Source organism: Streptomyces tropicalis, assembly GCF_029269835.1.
Lineage (GTDB): Bacteria > Actinomycetota > Actinomycetes > Streptomycetales > Streptomycetaceae > Streptomyces > Streptomyces tropicalis.
Genome location: NZ_JARJBB010000010.1, coordinates 190,047 through 203,883, shown reverse-complemented (window position 1 = coordinate 203,883; position 13,837 = coordinate 190,047). Strand labels below are relative to the sequence as shown.

12 protein-coding genes are annotated in these 13,837 nt (G+C 72.2%); 7 read left to right on the top strand and 5 right to left on the bottom strand.

The window, feature by feature from the left end:
* Positions 1 to 34: 34 nt before the first annotated feature.
* From P3H78_RS20825 to P3H78_RS20815, 3 genes are all read left to right on the top strand, one after another.
* Positions 35 to 1,861: an acyl-CoA dehydrogenase gene (locus tag P3H78_RS20825; RefSeq protein ID WP_276110575.1), complete on the top strand. Its 1,827-nt coding sequence runs from the start codon at positions 35 to 37 to the stop codon at positions 1,859 to 1,861.
* Between the two features lie 154 nt (positions 1,862 to 2,015).
* Positions 2,016 to 3,314, top strand: coding sequence for a M18 family aminopeptidase (locus P3H78_RS20820; protein ID WP_276110574.1), 1,299 nt, complete (start codon positions 2,016 to 2,018; stop codon positions 3,312 to 3,314).
* A gap of 132 nt (positions 3,315 to 3,446) precedes the next feature.
* On the top strand, positions 3,447 to 3,692 hold the full coding sequence (locus tag P3H78_RS20815; RefSeq protein WP_276110573.1) for a DUF6458 family protein: 246 nt from the start codon (positions 3,447 to 3,449) through the stop codon (positions 3,690 to 3,692).
* A gap of 96 nt (positions 3,693 to 3,788) precedes the next feature.
* On the opposite strand, the gene P3H78_RS20810 is transcribed toward P3H78_RS20815, so the two are convergent.
* Complete coding sequence (locus tag P3H78_RS20810; RefSeq protein WP_276110572.1) at positions 3,789 to 5,618, bottom strand: NHL domain-containing thioredoxin family protein; 1,830 nt, start codon at positions 5,616 to 5,618, stop codon at positions 3,789 to 3,791.
* Between the two features lie 118 nt (positions 5,619 to 5,736).
* On the opposite strand from P3H78_RS20810, the gene P3H78_RS20805 reads away from it, so the two are divergent.
* Together P3H78_RS20805 and P3H78_RS20800 are read left to right on the top strand one after the other, a co-directional pair.
* Entirely contained in the window at positions 5,737 to 6,231 is a 495-nt protein-coding gene (locus P3H78_RS20805; RefSeq protein WP_276110571.1) for an LURP-one-related/scramblase family protein, read from the top strand.
* A gap of 160 nt (positions 6,232 to 6,391) precedes the next feature.
* A complete protein-coding gene (locus tag P3H78_RS20800) occupies positions 6,392 to 7,207 on the top strand; it encodes an SDR family NAD(P)-dependent oxidoreductase (RefSeq protein ID WP_276110570.1) in 816 nt (271 codons plus the stop codon).
* 31 nt (positions 7,208 to 7,238) lie between these two features.
* Here the strand turns inward: P3H78_RS20800 and P3H78_RS20795 are convergent, their stop codons facing one another.
* Entirely contained in the window at positions 7,239 to 8,033 is a 795-nt protein-coding gene (locus P3H78_RS20795) for a carbon-nitrogen family hydrolase (protein ID WP_276110569.1), read from the bottom strand.
* Between the two features lie 182 nt (positions 8,034 to 8,215).
* On the opposite strand from P3H78_RS20795, the gene P3H78_RS20790 reads away from it, so the two are divergent.
* Positions 8,216 to 9,040, top strand: coding sequence for a maleylpyruvate isomerase family mycothiol-dependent enzyme (locus P3H78_RS20790; RefSeq protein WP_276110568.1), 825 nt, complete (start codon positions 8,216 to 8,218; stop codon positions 9,038 to 9,040).
* A gap of 163 nt (positions 9,041 to 9,203) precedes the next feature.
* On the opposite strand, the gene P3H78_RS20785 is transcribed toward P3H78_RS20790, so the two are convergent.
* Together P3H78_RS20785 and P3H78_RS20780 are read right to left on the bottom strand one after the other, a co-directional pair.
* Entirely contained in the window at positions 9,204 to 10,517 is a 1,314-nt protein-coding gene (locus P3H78_RS20785; RefSeq protein WP_276110567.1) for an MFS transporter, read from the bottom strand.
* Positions 10,514 to 11,164, bottom strand: coding sequence for a GntR family transcriptional regulator (locus P3H78_RS20780; RefSeq protein WP_276110566.1), 651 nt, complete (start codon positions 11,162 to 11,164; stop codon positions 10,514 to 10,516). The genes P3H78_RS20785 and P3H78_RS20780 overlap by 4 nt, the downstream gene beginning before the upstream one ends.
* Before the next feature lie 198 nt (positions 11,165 to 11,362).
* On the opposite strand from P3H78_RS20780, the gene P3H78_RS20775 reads away from it, so the two are divergent.
* A complete protein-coding gene (locus tag P3H78_RS20775) occupies positions 11,363 to 12,265 on the top strand; it encodes a D-alanyl-D-alanine carboxypeptidase family protein (protein ID WP_276110565.1) in 903 nt (300 codons plus the stop codon).
* Between the two features lie 172 nt (positions 12,266 to 12,437).
* Here the strand turns inward: P3H78_RS20775 and P3H78_RS20770 are convergent, their stop codons facing one another.
* The gene (locus P3H78_RS20770; protein WP_276110564.1) at positions 12,438 to 13,832 is read right to left on the bottom strand and encodes a dihydrolipoamide acetyltransferase family protein; all 1,395 of its coding nucleotides are present in this window, start codon (positions 13,830 to 13,832) and stop codon (positions 12,438 to 12,440) included.
* Between the last annotated feature and the right edge of the window lie 5 nt (positions 13,833 to 13,837).

The window sequence follows — 13,837 nt, the reverse complement described above, 5'->3', positions numbered from 1 at the left end:
CAGTGCCTCGCCGAGCGCTAACGGAGCCGTCACCATGGGGCACTACAAGTCCAATCTCCGCGACATCGAGTTCAACCTCTTCGAGGTCCTCGGCCGCGACAAGCTGTACGGCACCGGCCCGTTCGGGGAGATGGACACCGAGACCGCCAAGAGCATCCTCGAGGAGCTGACCCGCCTCGCGGAGAACGAGCTGGCGGAGTCCTTCGCCGACGCCGACCGCAACCCGCCGGTCTTCGACCCGGAGACGAACACCGCACCGGTCCCGGCGTCGTTCAGGAAGAGCTACCAGGCCTTCATGGACTCGGAGTACTGGCGCCTCGGCCTGCCGGAGGAGATCGGCGGCACCACCGCTCCCCCCTCCCTGATCTGGGCGTACGCGGAGCTGGTCCTCGGCGCGAACCCGGCCGTGTGGATGTACTCCTCCGGCCCGGCGTTCGCCCGCATCCTCTTCGAGGAGGGCACCGAGGAGCAGAAGAAGCTCGCCTCGATCGCCGTCGAGAAGACCTGGGGCTCGACCATGGTCCTCACCGAGCCCGACGCGGGCTCGGACGTCGGCGCCGGCCGCACCAAGGCGGTCCAGCAGGAGGACGGCTCCTGGCACATCGAGGGCGTGAAGCGCTTCATCACCTCCGGTGAGCACGACATGGAGGAGAACATCCTCCACTACGTCCTCGCCCGCCCCGAGGGCGCCGGCCCCGGCACCAAGGGCCTGTCCCTCTTCCTCGTGCCGAAGTACCTGTTCGACTGGGAGACCGGCGAGCTGGGCGAGCGCAACGGCGCCTACGCCACCAACGTCGAGCACAAGATGGGCCTGAAGGCCTCCAACACCTGCGAGATGACCTTCGGCGACCGCCACCCGGCCAAGGGCTGGCTGATCGGCGACAAGCACGACGGCATCCGCCAGATGTTCCGCATCATCGAGTTCGCCCGCATGATGGTCGGCACGAAGGCGATCTCCACCCTCTCCACCGGCTACCTCAACGCGCTGGAGTACGCCAAGGAGCGCGTCCAGGGTCCCGACCTGGCGAACTTCATGGACAAGACCGCCCCCAAGGTCACCATCACCCACCACCCCGACGTGCGCCGCTCGCTCATGACGCAGAAGGCGTACGCCGAGGGCATGCGCGCCCTGGTCCTCCAGACCGCGTCCGTGCAGGACACCATCGCGGTCAAGGAGGCGAACGGCGAGGACGCCTCCACCGAGCACGCGCTGAACGACCTGCTCCTGCCCATCGTCAAGGGCTACGGCTCCGAGAAGGGCTACGAGCAGCTCGCCCAGTCGCTGCAGACCTTCGGCGGCTCCGGCTTCCTGCAGGAATACCCGATCGAGCAGTACATCCGCGACGCCAAGATCGACACCCTGTACGAGGGCACCACCGCCATCCAGGGCCAGGACTACTTCTTCCGGAAGATCGTCCGCAACCAGGGCGCCGCGCTGAACTCGCTCGCCGAGGACATCAAGAAGTTCCTGGCGCTCGGCACCGGCGGCGAGGAGCTGGCCGGCGCCCGCGAGCACCTCGCCAAGGCGGCCGTCGAGCTGGAGGCCATCGTCGGCCTGATGCTGACCGACCTCGCGGCCACCGAGCAGGACGTCAAGAACATCTACAAGGTGGGCCTGAACACCACCCGCCTGCTGCTGGCCTCCGGCGACGTGATCGTCGGCTACCTGCTGCTGCGCGGCGCGGCGATCGCCGCCGAGAAGCTCCAGACCGCCTCCAGCCGGGACAAGGCCTTCTACACCGGCAAGATCGCGGCGGCGAAGTTCTTCGCGGCCAACGTCCTGCCGGGCGTGACCCTCGCCCGCACGATCTCCGAGACGGTCGACCTCGACCTGATGGAGCTGGACGAGGCCGCCTTCTAAAACCTTTCCCAAGGCCGCCCGCCCCCGCCCCCGGAACAATCCGGACGGCGGGCGCGGACGACCCCCCGGGACCCCCGGAAACTCCACACCGCCTCCACGAGGGCCCGTTCCCGATCACCGGGAGCGGGCCCTCGCCCGTCGTTAAGGTGAACCCATGAGTGCAAGCCAGTGCTTCGACCGCGGCCACACCGACGACCTCATGTCCTTCCTGGCGGCGAGCCCGTCGCCGTACCACGCCGTGGCGAACGCCGCCGAGCGGCTGGAGAAGGCCGGCTTCCGCCAGGTCGCCGAGACGGACGCCTGGGACGGCACCGCCGGCGGCAAGTACGTGCTGCGCGGCGGAGCGATCGTGGCCTGGTACGTGCCCGAGGGCGCAGCCCCGCACACGCCCTTCCGGATCGTCGGCGCACACACCGACTCCCCCACCCTGCGCGTGAAGCCGCAGCCCGACCTCGGCGCGCACGGCTGGCGCCAGGTCGCCGTGGAGATCTACGGCGGGCCGCTGATGAACTCCTGGCTCGACCGCGACCTGGGCCTGGCCGGCCGGCTGACCCTGCGCGACGGCTCGACCCGGCTGGTCGACGTCGACCGGCCGCTGCTGCGCGTCCCGCAACTGGCCATCCACCTCGACCGCTCGGTGTCCTCCGAGGGCCTCAAGCTCGACAAGCAGCGGCACCTCCAGCCCGTGTGGGGACTCGGAAGCGACGTCGACGAGGGCGACCTCATCTCCTTCCTGGAGGAGGAGGCCGGCCTCCCCGCCGGCGAGGTGGCCGGCTGGGACCTCATGGTGCACTCGGTCGAGCCGCCCGCCTACCTCGGCCGCGACCGCGAACTGCTCGCCGGGCCGCGCATGGACAACCTGCTCTCCGTGCACGCCGGCACCGCGGCCCTCGCCGCCGCCGCGACCTCCGGGCAGGCCCCGACCTCCATCCCGGTGCTGGCCGCCTTCGACCACGAGGAGAACGGCTCCCAGTCCGACACCGGTGCGGACGGGCCCCTGCTCGGAAACGTGCTGGAGCGCTCCGTGTTCGCGCGCGGCGGATCGTACGAGGACCGGGCCCGCGCCTTCGCCGGGACCGTCTGCCTGTCCTCCGACACCGGCCACGCCGTCCACCCCAACTACGCGGAGCGGCACGACCCCACGCACCACCCGCGGGCCGGCGGCGGACCCATCCTCAAGGTCAACGTCAACAACCGCTACGCCACCGACGGTTCGGGCCGCGCCGTCTGGGCGGCCGCCTGCGAGAAGGCCGGCGTTCCCTTCCAGTCCTTCGTCTCCAACAACTCCATGCCGTGCGGCACCACCATCGGCCCGATCACCGCGGCCCGGCACGGCATCCGCACCGTCGACATCGGCGTGGCGATCCTGTCGATGCACAGCGCCCGCGAACTGTGCGCCGCGAACGACCCGTTCCTGCTGGCCAACGCGCTGGTGGCGTTCCTGGAGGACTGAGGGCGGACCGCCGGGGTCCACAAGCGGTCGCAGCCGCATGCCCACCGGAAGTGCGGGTACCCGGAGTTCACCGGAAGGGACCGGAACAGACCGGAACCACCGGACCCGACACCGGACAGGGAGGCGACACTCATGGGCCTCGGCGGCTGCATCATCCTCATCGCCCTGGGAGCCATTCTCACGTTCGCGACCGACTGGCACATGCAGGGCGTCAATCTCGACCTGGTCGGCATCATCTTCATGATCGTCGGTCTGATCGGCGTCGCGACGTTCAGCAGCATCGCCCGGCGCCGCCGCGTGATGGTGCCGCCGGCGACGGTCGTGGAGGAGGAGCGCCACCACCCCCGCGACGGCTACACCGACGGCTACGGCGTCTGACCGACACCCGCAGCGCCGCCGGGCCCCGCAGCCCGGGCACCGGAGTCACTCACCCGGTGCCCGGTCCCCGGCACCCCCGGCCGGGCGGCCGCGCGGTCAGGCGTCCATGCCCGCCAGCACCAGCGGCAGCCGGTTCGCACCGGACCCGGACAGCCGGACCGGGACACCCCAGTCCTGCTGGTGCACATGGCAGGCCGGGTACTCGTTGGCCGGGTCGTCGTCGCACGAGGCGGCCATCGCCGAGACGTGCAGGACGCCCTCGGACACGGCCGGATCGAGTTCCAGCGCCCGCGACAGATCGGTGCCCGCGCCCGCTCCGCCCAGCAGCAGCCCGGGCGGCGTCGAGGAGACGAGCAGCCGGGTGGACGGCCCGTACCGGGTGTCCAGCTTCTGGCCCGCCGGCGCCTGGAAGATCACGTCCAGGCGCAGCGTGCCCGGCGCGACCTCGGTGGCCGCCCGCTGCGTGCGGTGCGCCACCGACGCGACCCGGACCGCCTCCTCGGGCAGCCGCAGCCGCGTCAGCCGGTGCCGCGCCGACTCCACCACCACGATGTCGTCCCCGGCCGTCACCGCGTCACTGGGCTCACGCAGATCGGTGGCCAGGGTCGTCACCTCGCCGGTCGCCGGGTCGTAGCGGCGCAGGGCGTGGTTGTACGTGTCGCTGACCGCGACCGACCCGTCCGGCAGCGCCGTCACGCCCAGCGGATGCTGGAGCAGGGCCTGACCGGCCGCACCGTCCCGGTGCCCGAAGTCGAACAGGCCGGTGCCGACCGCGGTGTGCACGGAACCGTCCGGCTCCACCCAGCGCAGCGCCGACGTCTCGGAGTCGGCGATCCACAGCCGGTCCCCCGTCGCCGCGAGACCGGACGGCTGCGCGAACCACGCTTGTTCGCCCGGCCCGTCCACGAGCCCTTCGTTCGTCGTGCCGGCCGTGACGGAGACGGTCCCGTCGGCCGGGTCGTACGCCCACAGCTGGTGCACGCCCGCCATGGCGATCCACACCCGGCCCCGCCACCAGGCCACGTCCCACGGCGAGGACAGGTCGACCTCGCGGGCCGGCCCTGCCGTCGGGGACCCCTGCCACCACTGCCGCCCGGTCCCGGCGAGCGTCGTGACCTCGCCCGAGGCCGGGTCGAAGCGGCGCAGCGCGTGGTTCACGGTGTCGGCGACGGCCACGGACCCGTCGTCGAGCAGCGCCAGCCCCTGCGGCTCGCTGAACGTCGCGCCCGCCGCGTCTCCGTCGGCGAACCCGCGCGCCCCCGAGCCGATCCGCCGGACGACCGTCTCCCCGTCCTCCGCCAGCTCCACCAGCTGGTGCCGGGTCGTGTCGCTCACCAGGAAGTGCCCGCCCGGCAGTCCCAGCGCCTTGCCGGGGAAGCGCAGCACCGTCGGCTCCGGCTCCGGCGGGACGTACGGCCCGTCACCGCGCGCCAGGGTGCCCTTCGCCGCGTGCTCGGACTCCAGCTCCTCCACCAGCCGCTCGATGGCGTGCGCATGCCCCTCACCGGCGTGCTGGGCGACGACGTACCCCTCCGGATCGATCACCACCAGCGTCGGCCACGCGCGCACCGCGTACTGCTTCCAGGTGGCGAGCTCCGGATCGTCCAGCACGGGGTGCTCCACGCCGTAGCGCTCCACGGCGTCCACCACCGCCCGGTGCTCCGCCTCGTGCGCGAACTTCGGCGAGTGCACCCCGACGACCACCACCGTGTCCCGGTGCTTCTCCTCCAGCTCCCGCAGCTCGTCGAGGACGTGCAGGCAGTTGATGCAGCAGAAGGTCCAGAAATCGACGACAACGCACTTGCCTCGCAGATCCGCGAGCGTCAGATTCCTGCCACCCGTGTTCAGCCAGCCGCCCTCGCCGATCAGCTCGGGAGCACGGACACGGGCTCGGCGGGGGGCGGGCGCGGGGGACTTGTCGCTCATGGATCAAGGGTGCCACCCGGCCCCGACGGGGCGCGCGGCGGCCGCACGCTCCCGGCGGTCTCAGTCCCCCGGCCTACCTCCGGCGTTTCCTGCCGGTCGCCGGGGAAGCGGTGAAGGCATGAGATTCCTCGTACGCGACCGGATCCTCGGCATCGGTGACGACTACTGGATCGAGGACGAGCAGGGCAACAAGGTCTTCCTCGTCGACGGCAAGGCGATGCGGCTGCGGGACACCTTCGAGCTGAAGGACACCCACGGCCGGATCCTGATCGACATCCACCAGAAGATGTTCGCCCTGCGCGACACCATGGTGATCGAGCGGGCCGGGGAGGTTCTGGCGAAGATCCGGCGCAAGCGGCTGTCGCTGCTGCGCAACCACTACCGGGTGACCCTGGTCGACGGCACCGAGCTGGACGTCAGCGGCAAGATCCTGGACCGCGAGTTCGCCGTGGAGTACGACGGCGAACTGCTGGCGGTGATCTCACGCCGCTGGCTGAGCGTGGTGGAGACCTACGGCGTCGACGTCGTCCGCGAGGACGCGGACCCCGCGCTGCTGATCGCGGTCGCGGTGTGCGTCATCCACCTGGCGGAGAAGGAGCGGGACGAGGACTAGGCCGTGCCGCCGGACTCCTGTCGTCGCCCGGAGGACCGGCGGGCGACGGGAGTCCGGTGCCGCGGGCCCGTCCGCCGGGCCCGGCCGGAGGCCGGTGGTGGCGACACCAGGCCCGGCCGTACCTCCCCACCCCCGGCCGGCCGGTGCCACAGTGGCCGGCATGACCCCTCGCAGCACCCTGATCACCGGCGCCACCCAGGGCATGGGCCGTGCGCTCGCCCTCGACCTGGCCCCGCGCGGCGGCACGGTCCTCCTGCACGGCCGGGACCGCGCCCGTCTGGAGGCCGTGGCCGCCGAGGCCCGGGCCTGCGCCGCCCCCGGCACCGAGGTCCGCACCTACCTCGCCGACCTGTCCGACCTGGACCAGGTGCACGCGATGGCGGACCGGATCCGGGCGGCGGAGCCGCGGCTGGACGGCCTGGTCAACAACGCGGTGGCGGGCGGCGGCGCCGAACCGCTGAAGCGGGAGGTGAGCCGCCAGGGCCACGAACTCCGCTTCGCCGTGAACCACCTCGCGCCGTACGCCCTCACCCGCGGCCTGCTGCCCCTGCTCACCGCCTCGGCGCCCGCCCGGGTCGTCAACGTCGCCTCGATGGGGCAGGAGGCCGTGGACTTCGACGACGTCATGCTGGAGCACGACTACGAGGGCCTGCGTGCCTACTGCCGGAGCAAGCTGGCCATGATCATGGCGACCTTCGACCTCGCCGACGAGCTGCGGGGCACCGGCGTCACCGTGAACGCCCTCCACCCGGCCCACCTGATGGACACCCCCGGCGTCCGGGCGTACGGCTTCACCCCCGTCACCGGCACCGGGGAGGGCGTCCGGCCCACGGTGCGCCTGCTCCTCGACCCGGAACTCGCCACCACCACGGGCCGCTACTTCGACCGCTTCACCGAGGCACGCGCCCACGAGCAGGCGTACGACCCCGAAGCCCGCGCGCGCCTGGAGGAGCTGACCCGGCGTCTGACCGGATGACCCCGGGACGGGGGACAGGGGCCCGGGGGGCTCAGCGGCGCGGCGGCTCCAGCCCCAGCACCCGGTCCTTCAGGGCCGGGAACTGCTCGCGGGTCTCCGCGACGCGGGCCGGATCGAGGTCCACCGTGAGGACCTCCTCGCCGGGGCCCGCCTCGGCCAGGACCTCGCCCCAGGGGTCGACCACGATCGAGTGACCGGCCTGCGGAACCCCCGCGTGGGTCCCGGCCGTTCCGCAGGCGAGGACGAACGCCTGGTTCTCCACGGCACGGGCGCGGGCCAGCAGGGTCCAGTGGGCGCGGCGCCGCTCGGGCCAGCCGGCCGGGATCACGAGGGTCTCGGCGCCGGCGTCGACGAGTCCGCGGAAGAGTTCGGGGAAGCGGAGGTCGTAGCAGGTGGCCAGGCCCAGGGTCGTCCACGGCACCCGGGCCGTCACCAGGTCGCCGCCCGCGCCCATCATCACGGCCTCGCCGCGGTCGAAGCCGAAGCGGTGGATCTTGCGGTAGACGGCGGCGAGCCCGCCGGACGGATCGAGCAGGAGGGAGGTGTTGTACAGCGTGCCGTCGGGGTCGCGCTCCGGGATCGAGCCCGCGTGCAGCCACACGCCCGCGTCGGCCGCCGCCTTGGCCATGGCCTCGCGGGTGGGCCCGTCGAGCGGCTCGGCCGCCTGCCCGAAGGACTCGAAGGCGAAGGCACCGGTCGTCCACAGCTCCGGCAGCACGACGAGGTCGGCCCCGGCCTGCTCCCGGACCAGCGCGGCCACGCGCAGCCGCCGCACTTCGACCGATTCGCCCTTGTCTACGGCGATCTGGATCAGGGAGGCGCGCACACTACCACCGTCCTGGCATTCGAGTCGTTCCCACGGGCCTACGATCGTCACACGAAAGCACTGCCGGGGTGCCTCGCAGCAGCGTAACTTAGCGTTTTAGACACCCGCCGACAGCAGCCACCTCCCACTGGCAACGCCACCACCACCTGCCCGTGTACCGACCGCCGAGGGGTCCCGTTCCCGTGAGTCTGCATCCCACCCTCCAGCCCTACGCCGACGCCTGGACCCACTCCGTCGACGCGATATCCGAGCTGGTGCAGCCACTCGCGGAGCCCGAGTGGAACCGGCGGACGCCGTGCCCGGGCTGGTCGGTCCGCGACATCGTCTCGCACGTCATCGGCATGGACTGCGAGATGCTCGGCGACCCGCGCCCCATCCACTCGCTGCCCCGCGACCTGTTCCACGTCGCCAACGAGCACCAGCGCTACGTGGAGATGCAGGTCGACGTCCGCCGCCACCACACGGCGCCGGAGATGACGTCCGAGCTGGAGTACACGGTCATCCGGCGCAACCGGCAGCTGCGCAACGAGTCCCGTGACCCGGGGACCAGGATCCGCGGGCCGCTCGGCGCCGAGCTCACCCTCGAAGAGGCCATGCGGTACCGCGCGTTCGACATCTGGGTGCACGAGCAGGACCTGCGCACGGCGCTGGGCCGTCCCGGGAACCTGGACGCGCCGGGCGCGCTGGTCGCCCGCGACCACCTGCTCGCCGCGCTTCCGGACGTGGTCGCCGGCAGGGCCGACGCCCCGCGCAGCTCGGCGATCGTCTTCGACGTGCACGGCCCGGTCGAGTTCCTGCGCACGGTCCGGGTGGACATCCAGGGCCGCGGCAGCCTGGAGACCGCGCCGGCGCTGGGCCCGGCGGCCGCCTTCACCCTCGACTGGGAGACGTACGTCCGGCTGGCCTGCGGCCGCACCACGCCGGAGGCGGTGGCGGACCGGGTGAAGACGGAGGGCGACCCGGATCTGACGGCGGCGATCCTGCGGAATTTCACGGTGACGCAGTAGGACGGGCGGCACCCGCCCGGGACCGCGGTCCCCGGCGGCCCGGCGGCCCCCGGCAGGACGGGCGGCCGGGGACCGCGGGCGGACGGCGGGACGCGCGGCGCCGCCGGCCGAGCGCCGTGGGCCGGGGTCCGCCCCGCGTGCCGGGGAACGGCCGGACCGTCGGCTACGCCGGGACGTGCACCGTCTCCACCCGGCTGGCCACCAGGCGCTCGCGCTCCCTGCGCGCGGCCCGGTCGCGCAGCCGCAGGATCTGGCTGACGCCCAGCGCCTGGAGCACGAAGACGAACGAGAAGGCGACCGTGTAGTCGTCGCCGGTGGCGTCCAGCAGCACACCGATCGCGAACAGTGTGGTCATCGAGGCGACGAAGCCGCCCATGTTGGTGATGCCGGACGCCGTGCCCTGCCGCTCCGGCGGGTTCGCCGGACGGGCGAAGTCGAAGCCGAGCATCGAGGCCGGACCGCACGCACCGAGTACCGTGCACAGCACGACGAGCAGCCACAGCGGGGCCCGCGGGCCGGGGCAGGCCAGGGTCGCCGCCCATGCGACCGCCGTCGCGGCGACCGTGCCGAGCGCGAGCGGCAGCCGGGCCGCGTGGTGCCGGGCGACGATCTGCCCGTAGACGAGTCCGACGACCATGTTGGACAGCACGACGAGGGTGAGCAGCTCACCGGCGGCGGCCCGGGACAGGCCCTCGGCCTGCACGAGGAACGGCAGGCCCCACAGCAGCAGGAACACCATCGCCGGGAACTGGGTCGTGAAGTGCACCCACAGCCCGAGCCGGGTCCCCGGCTCGCGCCAGGCCGCGGCGATCTGCCGCCGTACGTACGCCGCGCCCTGATGGGGCATCGGCTCCGGCTCGTGGCCCTCGGGGTGGTCCTTGAGGAACAGGAGCAGCAGCACCAGCACGACCGCGCCGGCCAGCGAACTCCCTGCGAAGGCGGCCGTCCAGCCCAGGCCGTGCAGCAGCCGGGCGATCACGAGGGTGGACACCAGGTTCCCGGCCATGCCGACCAGGCCGGCGAGCTGGGCGACCAGCGGCCCGCGCCGGGCGGGGAACCAGCGGGTGCCCAGGCGCAGCACGCTGATGAAGGTCATCGCGTCGCCGCAGCCGAGCAGCGCCCGCGAGGCGAGCGCGGTCGCGTACGAGGGGGAGAAGGCGAAGCCGAGCTGCCCGGCGGTGAAGAGCACGGCGCCGAGGGACAGCACCTTCTTGGTGCCGAGGCGGTCGACGAGCAGGCCGACGGGTATCTGCATGCCCGCGTAGACGAGGAGCTGGAGGATCGAGAAGGTGGACAGCGCCGAGGCGTTCACGTGGAAGCGGGCGGCGGCGTCCAGGCCGGCGACGCCCAGCGAGGTGCGGAAGATGACGGCGACGAAGTAGACCGCGACGCCGATGCTCCACACGGCGACCGCGCGGCGGCCGCCCGGGGGGTCTCCGGGCAGGGACGGCGAGGACGGCACGGTGGCGGCGGTCATCGGACCTCGCCCCGGGCCAGGTGGGAGAACCAGCCGACGTGGCGCCGGACGACGCCGACGGCGGACTCCGCGTCGCCGGAGCGCAGCGCGTCGAGGAGTTCCCGGTGCTCGGCGAGCGTCTTGGCGACCCGGTCGGGGTGGGAGTGCAGCACGGCGACCCCCATCCGCAACTGGCGGTCGCGGAGCTGGTCGTAGAGACGGGAGAGGATCTCGTTGCCGCCGCTGCGGACGATCTCGGCGTGGAAGCAGCGGTCGGTGACGGCGGCGGACGCGAGGTCGCCGGCGGCGGCCTGCTCCTTCTGCCGGGTCAGCAGTTCCTCGAGCCGGGCGACGAGGCCGGGCGGGGCGGGGACGGCCTTGCGGGCCGCGTGCTCCTCCACGAGGAGCCGGGTCTCGACGACGTCGGCGATCTCCTGCGCGGAGACCGGGAGGACCAGTGCTCCCTTTTTCGGGTAGAGCTTGATGAGCCCCTCGACCTCCAGCCGGAGCAGCGCCTCGCGCACCGGGGTGCGCGAGACCCCGGTGGCCTCGGCCAGCTCACCCTCCGTCAGGAGCGTGCCGCCCTCGTAGCTGCGGTCCAGAACCCCTTGTTTCACATGGGAGTAGACACGGTCGGCGGCGGGGGCGTGCTTCACGGCCAGGGTCATGTCCACAGCATAGATACAAGACGTACGCATACCCTCTGCCGTCCAGCATGCGGACCGGGCGACAATCACCCCCAGCACGCGCACAACCTTCTGTGCTAGTTACGAGTCACACCTGCGCGGCTCCACCTCGTGGACATCCCTGTGGACATCCAACTGGGCCGCACCCCAGGGCCATTCGACACAATCGGGGTACCTCACTTGAAAACCCGCATTCAGGGCATCCGTTTCCGCAGAGCCGCCGCCGTCGCCATGACGACCGGGGCCGTGCTCGCCGCCGGAGCCCTCACCGCCGCGCCCGCGCAGGCCGTCACCGCGCCTTCGATCGTGGCCAAGGGCGGCTACGCGATGAACAACAGCACGGGCTCGTCGCTGTTCACCAAGGCGGCGGACGGCCGGCTCTCCACCGGCTCCACCACCAAGATCATGACCGCGAAGGTCGTGCTCGCCCAGTCGAACCTGAATCTCGACCACAAGGTCACGATCCAGAAGGCGTACAGCGACTACGTCGTCAGGAACAACGCCTCCCAGGCGCACCTGATCGTCGGCGACAAGGTCACCGTCCGTCAGCTGCTGTACGGGCTGATGCTGCCCTCGGGCTGCGACGCCGCGTACGCGCTGGCCGACACCTACGGCTCGGGCACGACCCGGGACGCCCGCGTGAAGTCGTTCATCGGCAAGATGAACAGCGCCGCGAAGAGCCTGGGCCTGACGAACACGCACTTCGACTCGTTCGACGGCATCGGCAACGGCAGCAACTACTCGACGCCGCGCGACCTGACGAAGATCGCGAGCAGTGCGATGAAGAGCACCACCTTCCGCACCGTCGTGAAGACCAAGTCGTACACGGCCAAGACCGTCACCAAGACGGGCAGCACCCGCACGATGGCGGCCTGGACGAACACCAACACGCTGCTCAGCAGCTACTCGGGCGCCATCGGCGTGAAGACGGGCTCGGGCCCGGAGGCCAAGTACTGCCTGGTCTTCGCCGCGACCCGCGGCACCAGGACCGTCATCGGCACGGTCCTCGCCTCCTCCTCCATCTCCCAGCGCTCCACCGACGCGACGAAGATCCTCAACTACGGCTTCGCCAAGCTGGGCTGACGCCGCGCCGGCACACGTGACCCGGGCCCGCCGCAGTCGCGGCGGGCCCGTTCCGTGTTCCACCCTCCTGCACGACCGCCGGAAGGGGTCGGGACACGGAGGAGTTCTCCGGACGCACAGGACGGCCGCACCGTGCCGGTGCGGCCGTCCTGTCAGGTCCGGGTGGCGGACGTCACGCCCAGGTGATCAGGCGCTTCGGCTCCTCCAGGATCGCGGCCACGTCGGCCAGGACCTTGGAGCCCAGCTCGCCGTCGACCAGGCGGTGGTCGAAGCTCAGCGCCAGGGTGGTGACCTGACGGGGCTTCACCTTGCCCTTGTGGATCCACGGCTGGAGCTTGATCGCGCCGACCGCGAGGATCGCGGACTCGCCCGGGTTGAGGATGGGCGTACCGGTGTCGACGCCGAAGACGCCGACGTTGGTGATCGTGACCGTGCCGCCCTGCATCGCGGCCGGCGAGGTCCTGCCCTCGCGTGCGGTGGACACCAGCTCGCCCAGGGACTCGGCGAGCTGCGGCAGCGTCTTGGCGTGCGCGTCCTTGATGTTCGGGACGATCAGGCCGCGCGGGGTGGCCGCGGCGATGCCCAGGTTCACGTAGTGCTTGAGGACGATCTCCTGGTTGGCCTCGTCCCAGGCGGCGTTGATGTCCGGGTTGCGCCGGATGGCGACGAGGAGGGCCTTGGCGATCAGCAGCAGGGGGTTCACGCGCAGGCCCGCGAACTCCTTGTCCTGCTTGAGCTCCTCCACCAGCTTCATCGTGCGCGTCACGTCCACCGTCACGAACTCCGTGACGTGCGGGGCCGTGAAGGCCGAGCCGATCATGGCCTGGGCGGTGACCTTGCGGACGCCCTTGACCGGGATGCGGGTCTCGCGCGCACCGTCGTGGGCCACGACCGGCGCCGGGGCGGCGGCGGGGACCTCGGCGGCCGGCGCGGGCGCCGTCTGCGGGGCGGCCGCCGCGTGCACGTCCTCGCGGGTGATGATGCCGTCCGGTCCCGAGGGCACGACCGTGGCGAGGTCGACCCCGAGGTCCTTGGCCAGCTTGCGCACCGGCGGCTTGGCCAGCGGGCGCGGCCGGACCTCCGGCACGGTGGCCGCGCCGTGCCCGTTGAGCTCGGCCTGCACGGCCGCCGCGGCCGGGGCCGCCGCGGTCTCGGCGCTCTTGCGGGGGCGGCGCCGGGTCGAGGACGTGGCGACGCCGTAGCCGACCAGCACCGGCTGGCGGGCCGGCGGCGCGGCCTCCTCGGGCTTCTCCGCGGCCGGGGCCGCGGCGGCCTGGGTCTGGGCGGGGACCTCGGCGGGCGCGCCGCCGGCCACGTCCACCGCGATGATGGACGTGCCCACGTCCACCGTGGTGCCCTCGGGGAAGTGCAGCTCGCGCACCACGCCGTCGTAGGGGATGGGGAGTTCGACGGCCGCCTTGGCCGTCTCCACCTCGCACACCACCTGGCCGTCGGTCACCGTGTCACCGGGCTGGACGTACCACTTGAGGATCTCCGCCTCCGTGAGCCCCTCGCCCACGTCGGGCATCTTGAACTCGCGCACGGACGCTTCCGTCATCGTCGTCACGACCT

Bases quoted from the DNA above. Each gene is read 5' to 3' on its own strand.
- P3H78_RS20825 (WP_276110575.1), top strand. From the start codon at position 35: ATGGGGCACTACAAGTCCAATCTCCGCGACATCGAGTTCAACCTCTTC.
- P3H78_RS20820 (WP_276110574.1), top strand. From the start codon at position 2,016: ATGAGTGCAAGCCAGTGCTTCGACCGCGGCCACACCGACGACCTCATG.
- P3H78_RS20815 (WP_276110573.1), top strand. From the start codon at position 3,447: ATGGGCCTCGGCGGCTGCATCATCCTCATCGCCCTGGGAGCCATTCTC.
- P3H78_RS20810 (WP_276110572.1), bottom strand. From the start codon at position 5,618: ATGAGCGACAAGTCCCCCGCGCCCGCCCCCCGCCGAGCCCGTGTCCGT.
- P3H78_RS20805 (WP_276110571.1), top strand. From the start codon at position 5,737: ATGAGATTCCTCGTACGCGACCGGATCCTCGGCATCGGTGACGACTAC.
- P3H78_RS20800 (WP_276110570.1), top strand. From the start codon at position 6,392: ATGACCCCTCGCAGCACCCTGATCACCGGCGCCACCCAGGGCATGGGC.
- P3H78_RS20785 (WP_276110567.1), bottom strand. From the start codon at position 10,517: ATGACCGCCGCCACCGTGCCGTCCTCGCCGTCCCTGCCCGGAGACCCC.
- P3H78_RS20780 (WP_276110566.1), bottom strand. From the start codon at position 11,164: ATGACCCTGGCCGTGAAGCACGCCCCCGCCGCCGACCGTGTCTACTCC.